The organism is Halobacterium jilantaiense, from assembly GCF_900110535.1.
Taxonomy (GTDB): domain Archaea; phylum Halobacteriota; class Halobacteria; order Halobacteriales; family Halobacteriaceae; genus Halobacterium; species Halobacterium jilantaiense.
Map to the genome: position 1 here is coordinate 2181917 of NZ_FOJA01000001.1, position 17997 is coordinate 2199913.

Sequence of the window (17997 nt, forward strand, 5' to 3'; positions counted from 1 at the left end):
TTGTATGTCTGAGTTCGGCGCACTCTCTGTCGTTCCGCCGTTGCTCGCCATCGCGCTCGCCATCGTCACCCGGAAGGCGGTGCTGTCGCTGTTCGTCGGCGTCTGGGCCGGCGCGGTCATCTTCACGGGCGGCGTCGGCCTCGAACAGACCTTCGACTGGATCGCTCGCTCCATCTCGCAGGTGGACGCGAACGGCGGAGACGGGTCGACGTTCCACGCCCAGATTATCATCTTCACGCTCCTGCTCGGGTCGGCCGTCGGGATGATCTGGCGGCTCGGCGGCAGCCACGCCGTCCGCGACTGGGCCATCCAGCGCATCGACAGCAAGCGCTCGGCCGGCATGGTCGCGTGGCTGCTCGGCATCCTGCTGTTCTTCGACGACTACGCCAACACCGCCGTCGTCGGCTCCACGATGAAAGACGTCTCCGACCACCTCGGCATCTCACGGGAGAAGCTCTCCTACATCGTCGACTCCACGGCCGCCCCGGTCGCCACGCTCGGCATCTCGTCGTGGGTGGCGTTCCAGCTGTCGATGATCGACGCGGGCTACGCCGAACTCTCGCTCGCCGAGCGCCCCGGCTCGTTCGAAATCTTCCTGCAGGCGATTCCCTTCAACATGTACTCCATCCTCGCCGTCGCGATGGTCGCCATCGTCGTCCTGACCCGCCGGGACTTCGGCGAGATGCTCGGTGCCGAACACCGGGCGTCGACGACGGGTGCCGTCACGCGCGACGACGCCACCCCGATGCAGGACGTCGAGGAGGAACTCGGGGAGCCGAGCGTCGAGAACCCCAGGCTGCTGTCCTTCTTCGGCCCCATCGCCGTCCTCATCACTGTCACCCTCGCGTCCGCGCTGTACACCGGGTACACCCCCGACGCCACCCTCTACGACATGGTCGTGGACGCCGACTACGCGCTCGCGCTCATCTTCGGGTCGTTCGCCATGGTCGTCTCCACGTACCTCCTCGGTCTGTTCTACGGCGTTCTCTCGCTCGGCGAGAGCGTCGATACCACCATCGACGGCTTCGGTATCATGCTCACCGCCGTCACCATTCTCGTGCTGGCGTGGTCCATCGGGAACGTCGTCGAAGCGCTCGGGACCGCCGACTACGTCGCGAACGTCGTCGGGGGCTTCCTGACGCCCGAACTGCTGCCCGTCGTCGTGCTGTTCACGGCCGCGTTCGTCGCGTTCTCCACGGGGAGCTCGTGGGGGACGATGAGCATCGTCACCCCCATCGCGGTGCCGGTCGCGTGGGAGCTCGCCGGCACCCACACGATGGTGTCGGCGGTCGTCGGCGTCGTCTTCTCCGGGGCCATCTTCGGCGACCACGCCTCCCCCATCTCGGACACGACGGTGCTGTCGGCGACGTTCACCGGCGCTGACCTCATCGACCACGTCCGCACGCAGCTCTACTACGCCGTCACGGTCGTCGTCGTCGCGGCACTCCTGCTGGTCGTCTGGGGGTACACGCGCGTCACGCCGTGGCTCCTGGTGCCGGTCGGTGTCCCCGTCCTCGTCGGCCTCGTCTACGCACTCTCGGAACTGGACGCGCGCCGCCGCGGCATCGACGCCAAGCAGTCGAACGTGCCCACGTCCGACGACTAGAAGTCTCCGAGCGCGGACTGCTCGGCCGCCGCCAGCGCGTCCTCGCTCGTCTGCCAGGACGCCCGAGCGCAGCCCGGGAGTTCGCCGTGCTCGCGGACGTACTGCTCCAGAAAGTCTCTCGTCGTCGGGTCGCTCGGGTAGCCGGAGCCGACCTCGCCGTACTCGTCGGCGAGCGCGTCGACGTGGGCGTCCCGCGCGACCTTCGCGACGACGCTCGCCGCCGCCACGAGGTCGTACTCGTCGTCCGCGCCGTGCTCCGCGGTCACGTCCACGTCGGCGTCGACAGCCGCCGCGACGCGCGCTCCGAACCGGGCCTCGTCAACGTCGGCGGCGTCGACGTAGCCCGCGAGGCCGTCGCTGGCGACCTGCCCGAGCGCGTCGACCTGCGCCGCGACGCCGAGCTCGTTCATGTCTGTCTCCGGGTCGTCGATACGTTCAACCGAGACTTCCGCGACCCCCACCCGCATCGACTCGCGGATGGCCTCGTCCAGCGTCTCGCGGCGGCCGGGGGCGAGGCGCTTCGAGTCCGCGACCCCGTCGGGGAGGTCGCCGGGGTCGCCCGCCACCGCCGCCGCGAACATCGACCCCAGAACCGGCCCCTTCCCCGCCTCGTCCACGCCGAAATCCGGCATCTCAGTGCAGATACTCGGTGTCCTCGAAGGCCTCCGCTTCGCCCTCCACGGCTACCACGTCGAGCGCGGTGACCTCGGCTCCGACGCCGAGCAGGCCCGCGAGGCTCGGATTCGTTCGCCCCTCGTCGCTGGACACGAGTTCCTTGATGTAGAGCCCGCCCTCGCCCTCGATTTCGACGGTCGCGTGCGTGTCGTCTTCGAGGTCGGCTTCGATGTCGTAGACGTCTCGCTCGCGCACGAGGTGCGCGCGCCGGTGGTCGACCCGATTCGGGGTCTCCTGCTCGATGGTCTCGCCGTCGAGTTCGTCGATCGCGGCCTGAAGGTCGTCGTCGCTCACGGGCGCGTCGAACTCGACCTCGGCCCGGTAGCGCTTGCGGGCGTCGAGTTCCTTCACGCGCTCGACCATTCCGTAGTCAGCGACGCGCAGCCCCTCCACCTCGACCTTCCCGTCCGCGTAGTCGTTGATGGCCTCCTGGAGTTCCTCGGCGTCCGGGTGGCGGTCCTGTGGGTCCTCGACCTCCACGACGAATGGCCGGCCGGTCCCGAGCATCAGCGCGTCGATGTCCTCGCGGCCCGCGCCGTGGAACGACTCCGCCGACCCGTCCATCGCCTCGACGACGGGCGGCGCGGTCAGTTGCTCGACGCTCTCCGGGTAGAGGAAGCCGGTGCCGTCGCAGTGCGGGCACGGCGAGTCCACGAGCGTCCCCGTCCCGTTGCAGTCCGAACACGGCCACTTCGTCTGGGGAATCTCGCGGTCCAGCTTGCGGTACCGACCGTAGACGAACGCCGAGTTCACAGTCACCTCGACGGTCTCGTCTCTGACGTCGAGCACTGCGAGCACGTCCGGCCGCCCGAAGTCCACTTCCGCGCCCGTGCGGTCGCCGACGCGTTTCCCGACCTCGCGGTTGCACTCGGACTTGAACAGCTCGCCCGCATCCTCGTCCAACCCTGCTACATCGCGCAGCATCGTCTCGTTCTCCTCCACGAGCGGTGGCGCTCGCGTCCCCACCTGATACGTGTCGAAGGACACGTCCTCGATGGCCTCGACCACGAGGTCCGCGAACTCGTCGAACCGACCCGACGCCCCCTCACACACCCAGCACGGTTCCTCGGGCTCCTCGTATGGTTCGTCGTCCTCCAGCGCCACCGCGGTCCGCAGCGCCCGCCCGCGCTCGGCGTTCGACAGCCCGAAGCTCCGCTCCGCGAAACACCGGCCCACGCAGGCGTCACAGATAGGGTCCTCCGCCAGCACCCGCCGCGCGTCCTCCAGTACAGTCATGTGCGTGTTCTCGGGGGCGCACGGTACGTATGCTTCGGTCCGCGAGTCGACGCCGCGCCCCATCACACACATTAAATACACAACTGGAATAAATTGAATTTAGAAACTACTATTAGAACTGGAACTTAGCTATTTTTTGCATGGTAGATAGAGATGCAGATAGCGACGGACTCTCCCGACGGAGCGTCCTGAAGACGGCCGCAGCCGCCGCAGGCGGCCTCTCGGTGGGGCCCGCGATGGCGGGCGCCCGCTCCGCGAGCAAAGCGACGAAAGTGACGGAACGCGGCTCCATCAGCCGAGACGGCCCGACCCGGACGCGGACGCTCACCCTCCGAGCGGACGGCGACGCCCAGTACGAGTTCGCCGTCTCCGGGACGCTCTCCCCGAAGCAGGCGCCCCGGGGAGCCGTCGACTCCGGGACCGCGTCGGCGACGCTCGCCGACGACACCCACGCCTACGAGTTCAGCGGCGAGGTCGTCGAAATCACCACGACCGGGCGCGTCGACGTGACGATCAACGGCGAGCGCTTCGACGCCGAAGCCCACCCGGAGAAGTCGCTGTCGGTCGTCGCCCGCGGCAGAACGGACGTCGACATCTCCGCGAGCGGCGGCATTGAAGCGGTCGACGCGGACCTCGACCAGCCGAACCCCCGACGCGTCACGGGCACGATTCGGGGACGCACCGACTTCAAGTACTCCGGCGAGCTCACCTACCTCGAACCGGCCGACGACGTGAAGGTATTCAAGCAGGGGTCGCCGGTCGACGCCGGGGACGTCCTCCCCTCTAACCTCCCCGGAAAGCTCCACATCACCGGCGGGAACGCGGACGCGACCGTCCACACCTCCGACGCGGCCCGAATCGAACAGGGGACGGGCGCCCGCGCCGCCGACGGGACCGTCACCGGGTCGCCGACGGCCCGCGACGTCGTCGCCCGCTACGACGGGAACGTCGAACAGATCGAGCACGAGAACGGCGCGGCCGTCGAGGTCTGGGAGACCTCGAAGCGGCTGCTCTGCTCCGCGCCGGCCGACACCTCGGTCTCGTTCGCCGTCGAAGCCAGCGAGGGCGTCGCCCTCGACCGCGAGGACACGCAGCGAGCAGAGTTCACGGTCGACGCCGGTCAGACGAAAGCCGTGAAGTACCGCGGCCGTCCCGCCGCGGTGTCCATCGACGCGCTGGACATCAGATTCGACCCCGAGGTGTACAAAGACGCCGTCGAGTCGGCGAAGCGCCAGCTCGCGGCCCAGTTCGAGCGCACGAGCGCCTTCCAGCAGATTCAGGCGCGGGTGGACGGACGGATTCGCCACGACGCCCAGGCCCTCCGCACCACCTCGACGACGGGCGACGTGGCCCGGGACATGGCGTTCTTCCAGCTCACCGACCTCCCCGAGGCCGACTTCGGCTCCGCCCACCTGAGTCGGGTGCGCCGGTCCAACGAGGTCCAGCAGGCCAACTACGAACTCCAGTGGCTCGCGGACGACGGGAACCCGCGCAAGCTCTCCGTCCACCAACTCAGCGACCCGGCCCGCGGGTCGTCGTTCGACGTCCAGACCTTCGAGCGCGGGACGAAGCACCGCTCCGCGACGGACGCCGGTCCGTCCGTCGACGTCTTCGACGGGAGTGCGGGCGGCACGTACACGACTCAGTGGTTCTCGGTTCCCGACTGGGTGCCGGACGTCCCGAGCCCGCAGGACCTCCTCGACGCGTTCGGGGACACGCTCTCGGACTTCGCGTCCACCGTCGGCGACATCACCAAGGAGACGGCCAGCGACATCATCTCGAACGCCATCGAGAACGCTCAGAACACCACGATAGACGACATCGCGATCAAGACCTCGACACTCATCGTCGACTCGCAAGAGGTCCTCATCGAACTCGTCGCCGAGGCACAGGACAAGCTCCCGAAGCGGACGCTCAGCAAGTTCCTGCTCGGCATCAAGCCCGGATTCGCGGGGTCGCTCGTCTCGCTCGGCCAATCCGGAGCGTTCCAAGAGATCGCCGACAACAACCTCGGCTGTGGCGGCTGCCTCGCCATGATCTCGATTCTCCTCTCTGTCGGGCTCGAAGCGACCGCGTACGGGACGTGTACGGCGCTCGGCATCGCGTTCCCCATCGCCGGCGGTGTCGCTTGCGGGGCCGTGGTCGGGGCGCTCCTCGAGTACGCGAACACGATTGCCGGCCCCGACGTGGTCGACGTCTGCAGCGGGTACGGGACTCCGACAGAGCTCGACGCCTGCTAGCCGGACGAGTGCCGACAGACGTCTGGTGGTCGCTCCGGGCCACCGGCTCCGACTCGGACCGCGGCTGGCGGCACGCCGCCGGCTACACGCTACGGAGCGGGCCCGGACGCACCCCGCCGGAATGAATAGATTCAAGTGAAACATCCCGAAATTATCATTGGATGCGAAGCGGGACAGCCGGGCTCCTCGGCATCGTTCTCGCGCTGAACGCGACCCTGGTCGTCGGGGCGCTGTTCTCGGAGAGCGCACTCACGATCGCGGTGGTGTTCGCGCTCGACGCAGTCGCCGGCATCGCCCGCCTCCTCTACGAACGCCTCGCGGCTGAACGGGCGTCGACCACGCCGCCCGCGATGACGCCGCTCCGGTTCCTCGAATCGCTGTACGAGACGGTGGCGGACAAACGAGGGAGCGTCCGAGTCGCGGCCCGGCTCCCGTCGGTGTACCCGCGGAACCTCCCGTACGTCGTCGACCAGTGGGTCGTCTTCTTCGCCGTGTTCCCGGTGGTCGTGCTCGCGTGGACCGCGCTGGAGCCGTTCGAGGGCGGGCTCGGGCCGACACTGCTCCCGGCCGTGCTCCTCGTCGCGGTGAAACACGACCGCATCGTTCAGACGTGGGCCGCGGCCGGCCGGTACGCGACCGCGTCGGCACGAACCGTCCGACCGAGCCGCGACATCGTCTACAGCACTGTCGTCGCCTGCGTCGCCGTCTGGTGGCTCTCCAGGACGCCTTCGGACCCCGCGCAGGTGACCGCGGCCACGGCGCTGTTCTGCCTCCCGAAGTTCGCCTTCGAGTGCCGCGAGTCCGGGGTCGGCCCGTGGCCGCTGACCTTCGACCCCGCGGGCGGTGCGACACTCGACCCGCTCTCGGTCCCGGACGGACCGCCGCGAGCGACCGTCCAGAACGACCGCGGCGTCGTCCGCGCGTGGGCGGTCCACGACGGCCTCTCGTACGCCGTCCTCTTCGCCACCTCGCTGACCGGATTCCTCGGGACTGTCGCGGTTCTCCTCTCCGGGTCGCTGCGCGTCACGCTGTGGGCGGTCGCGATAGCCCTCCTTGCGGCGCCGCCGGTCGCCGTCCTCACCGTGTTCGCCGCGGTCTGGCTGGGGCACGCCAACGAGGAGTACCGGGTCTACGACGACGCGCTGGTCGCCTACGACTCGCTGCTCGACGAGACGCAGTGGGTCGTCCCCGTCGAGGACATCAGTTCGGTCTCGGTCGGCGACGACCCGCTCGGCTGGACGGTTCTGGGCCTCGTTCACGTGCTCCCGTTCGAGAAGTATCCCGTCGTCGTCGAACGCGAGGACGGCGACGACGTCCGCCTCAGAGCGCTCGTCGACCCGGCGGCGCTCGCCAGCGCCGTCCGAGCCAGTCCGCGGTACCGCTAGCCGTCACGGGGCGTCCGCGTGGCCGCTCGCCGGACGGCAGCCCGGTCCGGCGTCACTGCCTGAGCGGGTGCCTGGCCAGGTTCGTCCCCGTCTCGACGCACTGCAGCGCGACGACCTCCTGGGCGGAACAGCACGTCTCGACGGTTTCCGTGGTCAGCTCCACCTCGCCGCTCGCTCGCGGGCACTCGGGCGTGAAGAACCGGAGCGTCGAGAGCAGTTCGCCCCGCCGCTCGCCCGAGAGGGACGCCCAGCCGGGGTAGTGCTCGCTCATCGTCGCGGCGCACGTCGCGTCCGCGAGCAGCGCCGCCTCGGACGGCCAGCGGCCGACCTCCGACCCGCCGTCGTAGGCGACGACGCCGCCCCGCTTCTCGGTGATTTCGTACGTTGCCGCTTGATCGTCCGTGAGTTCGGCGACGTGCTCCGGGCTGCACTCGTCCGCGGTCCGGAGGTGGGCGAGCCACGTCTCGCGGACCGCGTCGGACAGGCAGAGGTCGTCAGCGGACGCACACGGCCGGACGATACCCTTCTCGGACAGCAGTGCTTCGAGGTCCGTATCGGTGTTCTCCGGCCGGTCGTCCGTCGGTACCGGTTCGTCGGGGAGCGGCGTCTTCCCGAACCACGCCAGCACGCGCCGCGGGAGGTACCGCTTAGTGAGTGTCGGCGTTCCGGGCACCAGGTAGCCTCGGAGGGTGATGACGACCGCCGAGCCGAGGAGAGTCGCGACTGCAAGCGCCGGGGAGACGAGTGCCACACCGCCAGCCGCCGCGACCGCGATGAGGCTGTTGAGCACGGTACACGGCGTACATCGATTCTCACCGGTGTACTCGGGGTTCTGCAGTCGGGACAGAAACCGCATATCCATACGTTAATATCGACAGTGGATTGTATAAATCTTACTAGCTGTGTGGTTCTTACTGTCGGTGGGTCCAGTCAGTCGTCCTCCTCGTCGTTCCCGTCGGGCAGACGCGCGACCGACTTCCGCCATCGGTCTTTCGCTACCTGCCCTGGGTCCCCGACCGGGTCGTCGGAGATGTCGTAGCCCGACCGGAGGTACGACGCGTCGACGCGCCGGCTGCGCCACATCGCGGCGACGAGACCGACCACCACGAGGCCGAACAGGGCGACGAGCGCGACGCCCGCGGCGTCTTCTGGCGGCCAGACGGCCGGCCCGACGAACACCACGAGGGCGACCACCGACACCGCCTCGAAGACGACCCGGAGCGCGCTCCCCGAGAGTTCGAGCGACCGACTCATCTCTTTGAGGAAGTCGATTGGCGGGCACATAGGGTTTGTCGCTACCTGCACGCGCCGCGGCCGTCGGAGCTGTTCTCCGCGCCAGTCCCGAACCCGATGCACGTAAGCCACCCACGCCCGACGACCCACGCATGAGACAGTTCGTCGTCATCGGGCACGACGCTCCGACGACTCCCGACTTCCCGCTCGACGACCTGCCGGGCGCGGCCGGCCGGCTGGACGTGCTCTGCCGCTGCGTAAGTGCGGCGCTGTTCCGCTCGCACGGCATCCGCGACGACGTGGCGGTGTTCCTCGTCCTCGGCGACGAGGTGACGGTGCGCATCGACGCCGGCGACCTCCGGTACATGAACCCCGACGAGCGCAACGTCGCGAGCCTCCTGCAGAAGGCGCTCGACGCGAAAGACCAGGCCATCGGCCACCGGGAGGCCGAGTCGACACCCGGAATCCACGTCTCCAAACGCGGCTTCGAGGCGGTGCTGGACGCCGTCTCGGGGACGGTCGTGGAACTCCACGAGGACGGCGCGCCGCTGGCCGATGTCGAACCCCCGGCAGACCCCACCTTCGTGCTGTCGGACCACCGGGACTTCACCGACGAGGAGGCCGCCCTGCTCGCCGACGCCAGCGACCAGCGCGTGCGCGTCGGCCCCGAAGTCCTGCACGCCGACCACACCGTCACGGTCGCGCACAACTACCTCGACACCGACGGCTTCGAGGTGTACTGACCGTGCGCGTGAGCGTCGTCGGCGGGAGCCGCATCGACGAGGCGACTGCCGACACCGCGCGGGAACTCGGCCGCGTGCTCGCCGACCGCGACCACACCGTCGTCACGGGCGGCCTCGGCGGTGTCATGGAGGCCGTCAGCGCGGGCGCTCGGGAGCACGACGGCCACACCATCGGCATCCTCCCGGGCTACGACCGCGCCGACGCGAACGAGCACGTCGAGGAAGCCATCGCGACCGGCATCGGGCACGCGCGCAACGGCCTCGTGGTGCTGAACGGCGACGCCGTGGTGGCGGTCGACGGCGCGAGCGGCACGCTCTCCGAACTCGGCTACGCGGGCATCCACGACCGCCCGACCGCGGGTCTCGGGACGTTCGACGCCCCGCACGTCCACGCCGTCGAGACGCCGACCGACGCCGTCGACTACGTCGAATCGCGGACGCTCTGACCGGCGTCGAGGGTCGCGCTAGCCACCGCTGACACCTACACGCAACAGACAGTTTGCTTGGGCTGGTACGAAGGTTCCTTACCGAATGGAACAAGATTATATGGGTAAGAAGCAATTAACAGACGATGACTAAGTCTAACCAGGACTGGTGGCCGAACCAGTTGAACGTCAATATTCTCGACGAGAACGCCCGGAGCATCGGGCCCCACGACGACGACTTCGACTACGCCGAGGCGTTCCAGGACCTCGACCTCGACGCGGTCAAGGCAGACATCGAGGACGTGATGACCACGTCGCAGGACTGGTGGCCGGCCGACTACGGCCACTACGGCCCGCTGTTCATCCGGATGGCGTGGCACAGCGCGGGCACGTACCGCACCACTGACGGCCGCGGCGGCGCTTCCGAGGGTGCTCAGCGGCTCGCGCCGCTCAACAGCTGGCCGGACAACGCGAACCTCGACAAGGCCCGCCGGCTGCTCGAACCGATCAAGCAGAAGTACGGCCGCAAGCTCTCGTGGGCTGACCTCATCATCCTCGCGGGGAACGTCGCCATCGAGTCGATGGGCGCGAAGACGTTCGGCTTCGCCGGCGGGCGCGAGGACACGTTCAAGCCCGACCAGGCGGTCGACTGGGGCCCCGAAGACGAGTGGGAGGCCTCCGAGCGCTGGGACGAAGACGGGAGCCTCCAGGGCGACCTCGGTGCGACCGTCATGGGGCTCATCTACGTGAACCCCGAGGGGCCGGACGGCAACCCCGACCCCGAGCTGTCCGCGGAGAACATCCGCGAGTCCTTCGACCGCATGGCGATGAACGACGAGGAGACCGTCGCGCTCATCGCGGGCGGTCACACGTTCGGGAAGGTCCACGGTGCCGCCGACCCCGACGAGCACGTCGGCCCGGAGCCCGAGGCTGCGCCCATCGAGCAGCAGGGCCTCGGCTGGTCGAGCAGCTACGGGTCCGGCAAGGGCAAGGACACCATCACGAGCGGCATCGAGGGTCCCTGGACGCAGGCACCGACCGCCTGGGACTCGGGCTACCTCGACAACCTCCTCGAGTACGAGTGGGCGGCCCAGAAGGGCCCCGGTGGTGCCTGGCAGTGGCTCCCGGTCGACGAGGACCTCAGAGACTCCGCAGAGGACGTCGAGGGCGACGACACGGTGACGCCGATGATGCTCACCACGGACATCGCGCTGAAGCGTGACCCGGACTACCGCGAAATCGTCGAGCGCTTCCAGGACAACCCGATGGAGTTCGGCATCAACTTCGCGAAGGCCTGGTACAAGCTCACGCACCGCGACATGGGCCCGCCGGAGCGCTTCCTCGGCCCCGAGGTTCCGGACGAAGAGATGCTCTGGCAGGACCCGCTCCCGGACGCCGACTACGACGTCATCGGCGACGAGGACGCGGCCGAACTCAAAGCGGACATCCTCGCGACGGACCTCTCTGTCCCGCAGCTCGTGAAGACCGCGTGGGCGTCCGCGTCGACGTACCGCGACAGCGACAAGCGCGGCGGCGCGAACGGTGCCCGGCTCCGTCTGGAGCCCCAGAAGAGCTGGGAGGTCAACGAGCCCGAGGAGCTGACGACCGTGCTCCGCACGCTCGAAGACGTCCAGGAGGAGTTCAACGCATCGCAGTCGGACGACGTCCGCGTCTCGCTGGCCGACCTCATCGTGCTGGGCGGCCACGCGGCCGTCGAGCAGGCGGCGGCCGACGCCGGCTACGACGTCGAGGTGCCGTTCGAGCCGGGGCGCGTCGACGCCACCGAGGAGCAGACCGACGCCGAGTCCTTCGAGGCGCTGAAGCCGAAGGCCGACGGCTTCCGGAACTACGTCGGTGACGGCTACGACGACACCCCCGAGGAGCGCCTCGTGGACAAGGCCGAACTGCTCGACCTGACGGCCTCGGAGATGACCGTGCTGGTCGGTGGCATGCGCGCCCTCGGCGCGACCTACGGCGACTCCGACCGCGGCGTCTTCACGGACGAGCCCGGGACGCTGACCAACGACTTCTTCCAGACGCTGCTCACGATGGACTACGAGTGGGAGCAGTCCGACGAGGACGAGGACGTCTACGTCGGCCGGAACCGCGAGACCGGCGAGGACGAACTGGAGGCCACGCGCTTCGACCTGATCTTCGGGTCGAACTCCCGGCTGCGCGCCATCGGCGACGTGTACGCCGCCGACGACGCCGAGCAGAAGTTCGTCGAGGACTTCGTGGACGCCTGGAGTAAGGTCACGAAGCTCGACCGCTTCGACCTGCAGTAACCGCGGCGCTCTCGCCCGGACGGTAGCTCGTCGGGCGGTCCGACGGGGTCGTTCGCCCCGCATCTGCTCGCCGATTCGGAACCGTTAAACCGCCCACGTGCGTTCGTTCGAGTGCGGGCCGGTGGGGTAGCTTGGTATCCTTCGGCCTTCGGGTGGCCGTAACCGCGATTCGAATTCGCGCCGGCCCACTTCTCCCGCAATTCGACTCGATTGGTGACTTCTTTCGCTATTCAGCTAGCCGTGAGTGCGCCCTCGTGAGCGAAGCGATCGGACACTCGCGAGGTCCGGGCTCCGGGGTGATTTGGGCGTCGCGTCGGTCCACGCTCCCCGTATCTCTGATGGTCAGGACGGCTCTGCGGAGTGTGGTCTGGGTGCGTCTCTGCAGCACTTCCGCCTCGTGCGCGCAGCAGCTCGTCGGTTTCTCGGGTCACCCCGTCTGCGACTACGCGTTCGCTCGCGAGGAGGCAACCGGACCCTCTTCGGGGCTGTGACCCGAAGGCCTCAGACCGGGATTGGTCGACGCGTGGCGCACCGACCACGCGGTGCCACTGTTCGCGGGTGCGTCAAGAGCAGGGGGGCGTCGTGGTGCGCCACCTCGTAGACTGCTTGAGTGCGTGCCTAGCGGTGCCCTGTGGGCGAGCTACGTCACGTCCGAGATGCGGGAGTAATCGATGGACTGCGTCGGCAGGCTGATGGTCTCGTCCCACGCGTTCCGGATTTCCTTGTCGATCCGGCCGTCACTGTACGTGAGGTTGTGCCACCAGATGTGTTTCTTCACGGTATCGTCGTTCAGGTCGCCTATGTCGGTCAGCACATCGAACAGCAGTTCGGCGAAGCGGAGGTTGTCTAGGGTGGGCAGGTCGGGGTCAGGGTCGTCTGGCGACGGGAACTGCTCGGGAAAGACGACCACGTCGGGGATGATACGGTTGTCGTCGGTAACTGCTCCCGCGGGCGGGTCACGGATTACGATATAACTCGGGTCTTCCGCGTGATTGAATCCCCACCGCACGGCTCTATTGATGACTTCGTTCAGCCGTGAGGAGGGTGATTTGGTGTTTCGAGCGTTTCGCTCCGACCACAACACCAAGATGTCCGTGTTGTCTGGAACGAGCAGATGGCCAATTGACTGTCCCTCGCCACCCTTTACGTCCATCGCGAAGGTGTCGCCTGTGTCTCGGAGCCTCCCCTTGAAGTCGATGCGTTCGCCCTCCCGATTGTCGGCGTATGTCAGGTGCCCGTCCTCCTGAGCCGGGGCGAGAAATACGTCGCGCACGACATCCTCGTTGTCGGCACCGTGTCCCTGCCGGAACGTCCCTCCGAGAGAGAAGATCGCATCGCGAAGTTCCCGTCCGTACTCCTGTGGTGTGAGCGACTCGTCGTCGAAGACCTCGGGGTGTTTCTCGTGAAGCTCCTGAATGAGGGTTTTCACTTCCGCAAGCGTCTCCGCTCGGTCCTCGGTCCCTAAATCCGTGAATCCGAGGCTGTCCGTCCAGGGGTCTCTGTCAGACATATGCGAGTACGGACGCTTTCCCCCGATAAACAATCAATCTTCGAACGCCGATACATAGGTAACTACCTAGCTACACACGCCCCCAGATCCACGGAGGAGACGAGAGAAACGGAGATCTAGAACTCAGTGAGAGACCGTTGCCGGACGGGTTCGAGTCGCTCCTCGACGACGTCGCGGAACTCCTCGTTCAGTTCGTACCCAACGCACCTGCGGCCCGAATCGAGGGCTGCGTACGCGGTCGTTCCCGAACCCAGGAACGGGTCGAGAACTGTGTCGTCCTCGTCCGTCGAGAGTTCAACGATGCGGTCAACAAGCGCGACTGGGTAGGGGGCTTTGTGGAGGACGTTCTGCCCGACCGACCCGCGCTTCACTGGCTGCCGCCACAGGTTTCCGAGTCGGTGCCCGGACCCGACCGCGGGGTCTTCTGACCCATTCGACCCGCGTCCGTCACGGAATTTGTGGTCCTTCGATTTCGAGAGGAAGACGACGTACTCCTTCTTGTTCACGACGTTTCGCTCGGTCATCCCCGCGATGGCCGTCGGCTTGTACCACGTGACCATATCCTGCAACACGAACCCGCACTCCTCGGCTCGCTCCGCGATGTGGAACGGGAGCAGTTGGAGGTCACCTCGGTCCATGACGGTGTCGACGACGACCCACATCGTCCCGTCTTCGGAGAGCGCGTCATAGCACTCTTGCCAGACTCGCTGCAGCCGCTCGTGGTATCGCTCGTACGATTCGTCACTCGTCCCGATCTGGTTCTCGTGGCCGTAATCCTTCAAATCCCAGTAGGGCGGTGACGTGACGACGGATTGGACGGAGCCCTCGTCGACGCTCTCCATGTCCTCGCTCGAACGCCAGTGTACCTTCAGCCCGTCGTACGCATCGAGGCCGGGCATCAGTCCACCACCTCTCCGCGGAGTGTTGTGATATCGAGTCCATCCACTTCACGGTCTTCGCCGGCGATGGTCGCTGCGAGGGTGTGGTCTCCGTTCACCAACTGAACCGTCTCTCCCTCACTGGACCCCGCGAGTACACATCGGCGCACAGCCTCTTCGAGAGGGAGTTGGTTCGTCTCATTGACTTCTTGAGTGTCGGTCTGTGTCCGGTCTTCTTCCAGCCAGACGTTGCCGGGGTCTTTTCCGTCCTCGTTGTATCGACTCACCGCGCTATCGTGATAGGCGCTGTTGCCCGTCTCGCGCTCGCCGCCCCACTCGTGGCCCTGATAGACGTGTGCGGTCCGAATGCGGTCTTTGTGGAACTGGTACTCGCGTTTGTCCTTCACGAGAAAGAGAATCTCGTCGTAGGCGCTCTCCATGTCGGCTCCGCGGTCGTCCCACGTGTGGAGTGTGATCGTGTTCTTCAGAACGAGATTCGACTCCTCGCGGGCAGCGTCGGCTGCGGCCATCGAAACGGGCCACATCTGCCCGTCGCGGTAATCGTTGGGTGCCACAACCCAGAGGGTCTCGGTGGCGTCCATCCGGTCGTACAGCGACGCCCACAGCCCACTCGTTTCGTCCAGCACTCCGTCTAGTGACGACGCAGCGGAGACGATACTCGTGAGATCGACGAGGAACATTCGATTGCTTCTATCGTCCGGGTCTGGGGGACTTGAGTGCTTCATTCTTTCTCCCGATTTAGGTAGGTGCTCACCTACGCATGGGTGTGTGAGAATACACTTTTCCACGGGCGCAGACGAAACCCCCTCATGGGCCTGACGCTGACGGACGCAAAGCGAGACGTTCTCTCTCTCCTCCACGAGAAACCACGCCACGGCTACATGCTCGCCAAAGAGCTAGGGGTCCAAGGCAGTACGATCTACGAGCACCTGGAGCAGTTAGACGACGCAGGCTACGTCGCGGGGAGGGAGGAGGGGCGGCGCGAAGTATACGAACTCACACAGAAGGGAGTGCTCACAGTCGAGGCCGCTCAGCTCGACGAGTCGTGACGCTCTCGGCCGACCGACGACGGCCGGCGTTCTGGGGTCGCTCGGCCGTTCCCTGTCGGTCAGGCGGGCGGAGAATCGAGCGAGAGCAGTAGACAGTCGAGGCTTCCGCGGTCCGTCACCCCGTGTCGGGTTACGTGTCGGCGTCGGGCAGGCAGACGCTGAGCGTGCCGCCGGTCTCCAGTTGGACGGTGTGGCCCTCGACCGTGAACGTGACCGTGACGTCGGCTCCGTCGACGGGGCCCCGCGTGAGAATCGCGTCGAGGGCGTCGGTGTCGATGGTGGTGTGCAGGGGCTCGATGGCCGTCGGGTCGGTGTTGGTGACGACCGCGACCGCGCTCGCGACGGCGAGACTCGGGTCGGTGTCGGTGCTGTCGAAGGTGGCGTAGAAGACCGCTTTCTCGCCGTCGTACTCGAAGTAGTCGAACGAGCAAACACTCCGGTCGAGGTTGTGGCCGCCCGGCGTCGGTGCGCCCGGGACCGACTGGTCGCTGGGGGTCGAGTTGGTGGCTGGAAGGGTGCCTTGGTCTGACATCGAGCGTACGTAGCCGCTCGGCGCGGGTCACTCTGGCTGTTTCGAGTACAAGGGGGTACTTATCGGGGCCCCGTTTCAGCGGTGCTGGGCACCGAGCGCCCGCTCGACGAGCCGACGGGTCGCTCGCTGGAGGCGGGCACCGAGTGCTTGCTGGGTGATGTCGAGGCCGTCGGCGAGTTCTGCGAGCGTCGCCTGGCGCGGGGAGTCGAAGTAGCCGCGGTCGTAGGCGAGCGCGAGCGCCTCCTGCTGGGCGTCTGTGAGTACGTCGTTCGCGTCGACGGCCTGGAGCGTGTGGAGTTCGGTCAGTTCGATGGGGATGCTGCGGTCGCGGCAGTGGGCCTGAAAGCGCGCGATGGCTTCCCGGGTGTCGCCGCGGACTTCGAAGGTCCATCCGTCGGCGGTGCCGACGGCGGACAACAGCGTGACGGCGTCGGCCGCGAGCACGTCCAGGATGCCGGCGTGGTCGGGCACCCACTCGCAGCGCAGGAGGTGGTCGCCGTCGACGCGGTCGACTTCGCGGACGTCGCGCACGCCGGGGTGGTCACCGAACTGGTCGCGGACGCGCGGTCGGTTGGTGTCCCGCACCCAGAAGTACGGCACCACGCGGCCCGTGCCGGGGACGACGCGGTCGAGGTAGACGGTCGCGTCCGGGAGCCCGACGAACACTGTGCCGAGGGGGAAGGCGTCGGTGGGGAGCCGGAACTCGGCTATCGAGACCATCCGCTGTGTCTCCCGGTGGTCCGGGGGTCGTCGGGTGTGTTCAGCGACACGGCGCGGAGGGTGTAGCGGCGTCCGTTCGACGGCTCGTCGGCCGGTCGACTGGGGTGGAGGGAGGCAGTGGCGACTGGCGGGGCTCTGTCGCTCATACGCTCTCTTCGGCAGCGGCCGGGAAACGGCACCCCCCTGATAGGTAAAGCAGTGTATCACTCCGTGGATAGCACTTCTCCCGATTAGGCGGTGCTGCGTCGTCGCCGGGCACGCCACTGACGAGCGACTGTGGGCATGGTAAGCCATGCCGAATGAAGTTGGTCGTCTGTGTGCTAAAGTACCGCATGGACGACACCCTGTTCACGGCGCTCGCGGACGAGAACCGGCGACGCCTCCTCACGTTGCTGGCGACTGCGAGCGACGGCGACCCGCCAGTCCGAGTCCCGGAAGACCTGCTCGTCAGCACACCGACCTCGCCGGAGACGGCGGTTCGCCTCCACCACGTCCACCTCCCGAAACTCGCCGCGATGGGCTACGTCGAGTGGGACCCCGACTCCGGCACCGTCCGGCGCGGCCCGGCGTTCGAAGACCTCCTGCCGCTGCTCACGGTAATTCACGAGCACGAGACGGCTGCCGGCGACTGACCGGCCGGCGTCAGTCGATTTGTGCACCGTCGGCCGCTGCGACGGCGAGCGTGTTCCCGACGAGCGCGATAGTGGCGCGGCGCAGGCGCTCGGTGACGGCCTGGTCGGAGACGCCGAACTCGTCGGCGAGCTTCTGGGTCGACACCTCGCGGGGGATGGCGTAGTAGCCCTGTTCGACGGCGTACATGAGCGTGTCGCGCTGGACCTCGGTCAGCCCGAACCAGGGCGCGTCGCTGGGCTTCGTGGGGTTGTAGATGCGGTTGACGGTGAGCGTGACGTGGGCGTTCTCGCAGTACTGCTTGAACGTCGAGAGCGCGTCGTGGTCGGGGAAGCGGAGCTCGAACTCCCAGTTGCTCGCGTGGCCGGTGGCCGTCAGGAGGTGCGCGTCGGTCTCAAGGAACCCCTCGAAGACGAGGTCGCGCTCGTGCCGCCAGTTCAGCGAGTAGTAGACGTCGCCGCCGTGGGTGCTGACTCGCTGCAGGTTGTCGACAGACGGGTGGTCGCGGACGCTCTCCTCGAAGGTCTCGCTGGTGCCCGCGCGCAGCGAGAAGAACGGGACCGCGGTCTCCCCGAGCGGGACCATCTCCTCCAGTTCGATGGTGGTGTCGCCCTCGATGTCGAGGATCCGCCCGAGTTCGAACTCGCTGGCGGGGATGGAGAGCTCCGCGATGACGCTCATTGTGTGTGCTAATAGCTGGCCGAGACGGTTAAATACGGCCGGCTTGGTACGCCATGCGGCCAGAATTGGCTTGGTATGCCAAGGTTATCGGTACACTATTCGGTTTGGCACGTCTCGGTGCGCGTGGACGCGTCGCCCGATGCGGAGT

At 67.3% G+C, this 17997-nt stretch carries 18 protein-coding genes and 1 tRNA gene; 9 read left to right on the forward strand and 10 right to left on the reverse strand.

Features of this window, described 5'->3' with window-relative positions; genetic code table 11:
* Positions 1 to 4: 4 nt before the first annotated feature.
* Entirely contained in the window at positions 5 to 1606 is a 1602-nt protein-coding gene (locus tag BMW35_RS11240) for a Na+/H+ antiporter NhaC family protein (protein WP_089669533.1), read from the forward strand.
* Here BMW35_RS11240 and rnhB read toward each other — a convergent pair.
* On the reverse strand, positions 1603 to 2238 hold the full coding sequence (rnhB, locus tag BMW35_RS11245; RefSeq protein WP_089669534.1) for a ribonuclease HII: 636 nt from the start codon (positions 2236 to 2238) through the stop codon (positions 1603 to 1605). The two genes, BMW35_RS11240 and rnhB, sit on opposite strands and share 4 nt — an antisense overlap.
* Position 2239: 1 nt before the next feature.
* Entirely contained in the window at positions 2240 to 3517 is a 1278-nt protein-coding gene (locus BMW35_RS11250) for a tRNA pseudouridine(54/55) synthase Pus10 (RefSeq protein ID WP_089670415.1), read from the reverse strand.
* 140 nt (positions 3518 to 3657) lie between these two features.
* Between BMW35_RS11250 and BMW35_RS11255 the strand changes: the two genes are divergently transcribed.
* Entirely contained in the window at positions 3658 to 5757 is a 2100-nt protein-coding gene (locus BMW35_RS11255; RefSeq protein ID WP_143052194.1) for a hypothetical protein, read from the forward strand.
* Positions 5758 to 5918: 161 nt separating this feature from the next.
* Positions 5919 to 7142 carry a hypothetical protein gene (locus BMW35_RS11260; RefSeq protein WP_089669536.1) on the forward strand — a complete coding sequence of 408 codons (1224 nt, stop codon included), beginning with the start codon at positions 5919 to 5921 and terminating at the stop codon, positions 7140 to 7142.
* Between the two features lie 52 nt (positions 7143 to 7194).
* Here the strand turns inward: BMW35_RS11260 and BMW35_RS11265 are convergent, their stop codons facing one another.
* Positions 7195 to 8004 (reverse strand): DUF8054 domain-containing protein, encoded by an 810-nt coding sequence (locus BMW35_RS11265; protein ID WP_089669537.1) that lies wholly within the window; start codon positions 8002 to 8004, stop codon positions 7195 to 7197.
* A gap of 68 nt (positions 8005 to 8072) precedes the next feature.
* Positions 8073 to 8396, reverse strand: a complete 324-nt coding sequence (locus BMW35_RS11270) for a DUF8000 family membrane protein (protein WP_089669538.1) — start codon at positions 8394 to 8396, stop codon at positions 8073 to 8075.
* A gap of 131 nt (positions 8397 to 8527) precedes the next feature.
* On the opposite strand from BMW35_RS11270, the gene trmY reads away from it, so the two are divergent.
* From trmY to BMW35_RS11290, 4 genes are all read left to right on the forward strand, one after another.
* Positions 8528 to 9118 (forward strand): tRNA (pseudouridine(54)-N(1))-methyltransferase TrmY, encoded by a 591-nt coding sequence (gene trmY / locus BMW35_RS11275; protein WP_089669539.1) that lies wholly within the window; start codon positions 8528 to 8530, stop codon positions 9116 to 9118.
* A 2-nt stretch (positions 9119 to 9120) separates the two neighbouring features.
* Positions 9121 to 9564 (forward strand): TIGR00725 family protein, encoded by a 444-nt coding sequence (locus tag BMW35_RS11280; protein ID WP_089669540.1) that lies wholly within the window; start codon positions 9121 to 9123, stop codon positions 9562 to 9564.
* Positions 9565 to 9689: 125 nt separating this feature from the next.
* A complete protein-coding gene (gene katG, locus BMW35_RS11285; protein ID WP_089669541.1) occupies positions 9690 to 11828 on the forward strand; it encodes a catalase/peroxidase HPI in 2139 nt (712 codons plus the stop codon).
* Positions 11829 to 11943: 115 nt separating this feature from the next.
* A tRNA-Pro gene (locus BMW35_RS11290) sits at positions 11944 to 12016 on the forward strand.
* Between the two features lie 452 nt (positions 12017 to 12468).
* On the opposite strand, the gene BMW35_RS11295 is transcribed toward BMW35_RS11290, so the two are convergent.
* The 3 genes from BMW35_RS11295 to BMW35_RS11305 form a co-directional block, all read right to left on the reverse strand.
* A complete protein-coding gene (locus BMW35_RS11295; RefSeq protein WP_089669542.1) occupies positions 12469 to 13338 on the reverse strand; it encodes a hypothetical protein in 870 nt (289 codons plus the stop codon).
* 116 nt (positions 13339 to 13454) lie between these two features.
* Complete coding sequence (locus tag BMW35_RS11300) at positions 13455 to 14237, reverse strand: DNA-methyltransferase (protein ID WP_089669543.1); 783 nt, start codon at positions 14235 to 14237, stop codon at positions 13455 to 13457.
* Positions 14237 to 14917, reverse strand: coding sequence for a DNA methyltransferase (locus tag BMW35_RS11305; RefSeq protein WP_089669544.1), 681 nt, complete (start codon positions 14915 to 14917; stop codon positions 14237 to 14239). Before BMW35_RS11305 ends, BMW35_RS11300 begins: the two co-directional genes overlap by 1 nt.
* 129 nt (positions 14918 to 15046) lie before the next feature.
* Here BMW35_RS11305 and BMW35_RS11310 point away from each other — a divergent pair, with 129 nt between their 5' ends.
* Positions 15047 to 15286, forward strand: a complete 240-nt coding sequence (locus BMW35_RS11310) for an ArsR/SmtB family transcription factor (RefSeq protein WP_089669545.1) — start codon at positions 15047 to 15049, stop codon at positions 15284 to 15286.
* Positions 15287 to 15416: 130 nt separating this feature from the next.
* Here the strand turns inward: BMW35_RS11310 and BMW35_RS11315 are convergent, their stop codons facing one another.
* Positions 15417 to 15818 carry a HalOD1 output domain-containing protein gene (locus BMW35_RS11315; RefSeq protein ID WP_089669546.1) on the reverse strand — a complete coding sequence of 134 codons (402 nt, stop codon included), beginning with the start codon at positions 15816 to 15818 and terminating at the stop codon, positions 15417 to 15419.
* 75 nt (positions 15819 to 15893) lie between these two features.
* Positions 15894 to 16538 carry a helix-turn-helix domain-containing protein gene (locus BMW35_RS11320; protein ID WP_089669547.1) on the reverse strand — a complete coding sequence of 215 codons (645 nt, stop codon included), beginning with the start codon at positions 16536 to 16538 and terminating at the stop codon, positions 15894 to 15896.
* A 332-nt stretch (positions 16539 to 16870) separates the two neighbouring features.
* Here BMW35_RS11320 and BMW35_RS11325 point away from each other — a divergent pair, with 332 nt between their 5' ends.
* Positions 16871 to 17170 (forward strand): DUF7344 domain-containing protein, encoded by a 300-nt coding sequence (locus BMW35_RS11325; RefSeq protein WP_089669548.1) that lies wholly within the window; start codon positions 16871 to 16873, stop codon positions 17168 to 17170.
* Positions 17171 to 17180: 10 nt separating this feature from the next.
* Here the strand turns inward: BMW35_RS11325 and BMW35_RS11330 are convergent, their stop codons facing one another.
* Entirely contained in the window at positions 17181 to 17849 is a 669-nt protein-coding gene (locus BMW35_RS11330) for a helix-turn-helix domain-containing protein (protein ID WP_089669549.1), read from the reverse strand.
* Positions 17850 to 17997 lie beyond the last annotated feature (148 nt).

Excerpts from the sequence above, each read along its gene's own strand:
- BMW35_RS11240 (WP_089669533.1), top strand. The coding sequence starts at position 5 with ATGTCTGAGTTCGGCGCACTCTCTGTCGTTCCGCCGTTGCTCGCCATC.
- rnhB (WP_089669534.1), bottom strand. The coding sequence starts at position 2,238 with ATGCCGGATTTCGGCGTGGACGAGGCGGGGAAGGGGCCGGTTCTGGGG.
- BMW35_RS11250 (WP_089670415.1), bottom strand. The coding sequence starts at position 3,517 with ATGACTGTACTGGAGGACGCGCGGCGGGTGCTGGCGGAGGACCCTATC.
- BMW35_RS11255 (WP_143052194.1), top strand. The coding sequence starts at position 3,658 with ATGGTAGATAGAGATGCAGATAGCGACGGACTCTCCCGACGGAGCGTC.
- BMW35_RS11260 (WP_089669536.1), top strand. The coding sequence starts at position 5,919 with ATGCGAAGCGGGACAGCCGGGCTCCTCGGCATCGTTCTCGCGCTGAAC.
- BMW35_RS11265 (WP_089669537.1), bottom strand. The coding sequence starts at position 8,004 with ATGGATATGCGGTTTCTGTCCCGACTGCAGAACCCCGAGTACACCGGT.
- BMW35_RS11270 (WP_089669538.1), bottom strand. The coding sequence starts at position 8,396 with ATGAGTCGGTCGCTCGAACTCTCGGGGAGCGCGCTCCGGGTCGTCTTC.
- trmY (WP_089669539.1), top strand. The coding sequence starts at position 8,528 with ATGAGACAGTTCGTCGTCATCGGGCACGACGCTCCGACGACTCCCGAC.
- katG (WP_089669541.1), top strand. The coding sequence starts at position 9,690 with ATGACTAAGTCTAACCAGGACTGGTGGCCGAACCAGTTGAACGTCAAT.
- BMW35_RS11295 (WP_089669542.1), bottom strand. The coding sequence starts at position 13,338 with ATGTCTGACAGAGACCCCTGGACGGACAGCCTCGGATTCACGGATTTA.
- BMW35_RS11300 (WP_089669543.1), bottom strand. The coding sequence starts at position 14,237 with ATGCCCGGCCTCGATGCGTACGACGGGCTGAAGGTACACTGGCGTTCG.
- BMW35_RS11305 (WP_089669544.1), bottom strand. The coding sequence starts at position 14,917 with ATGTTCCTCGTCGATCTCACGAGTATCGTCTCCGCTGCGTCGTCACTA.
- BMW35_RS11310 (WP_089669545.1), top strand. The coding sequence starts at position 15,047 with ATGGGCCTGACGCTGACGGACGCAAAGCGAGACGTTCTCTCTCTCCTC.
- BMW35_RS11315 (WP_089669546.1), bottom strand. The coding sequence starts at position 15,818 with ATGTCAGACCAAGGCACCCTTCCAGCCACCAACTCGACCCCCAGCGAC.
- BMW35_RS11320 (WP_089669547.1), bottom strand. The coding sequence starts at position 16,538 with ATGGTCTCGATAGCCGAGTTCCGGCTCCCCACCGACGCCTTCCCCCTC.
- BMW35_RS11325 (WP_089669548.1), top strand. The coding sequence starts at position 16,871 with ATGGACGACACCCTGTTCACGGCGCTCGCGGACGAGAACCGGCGACGC.
- BMW35_RS11330 (WP_089669549.1), bottom strand. The coding sequence starts at position 17,849 with ATGAGCGTCATCGCGGAGCTCTCCATCCCCGCCAGCGAGTTCGAACTC.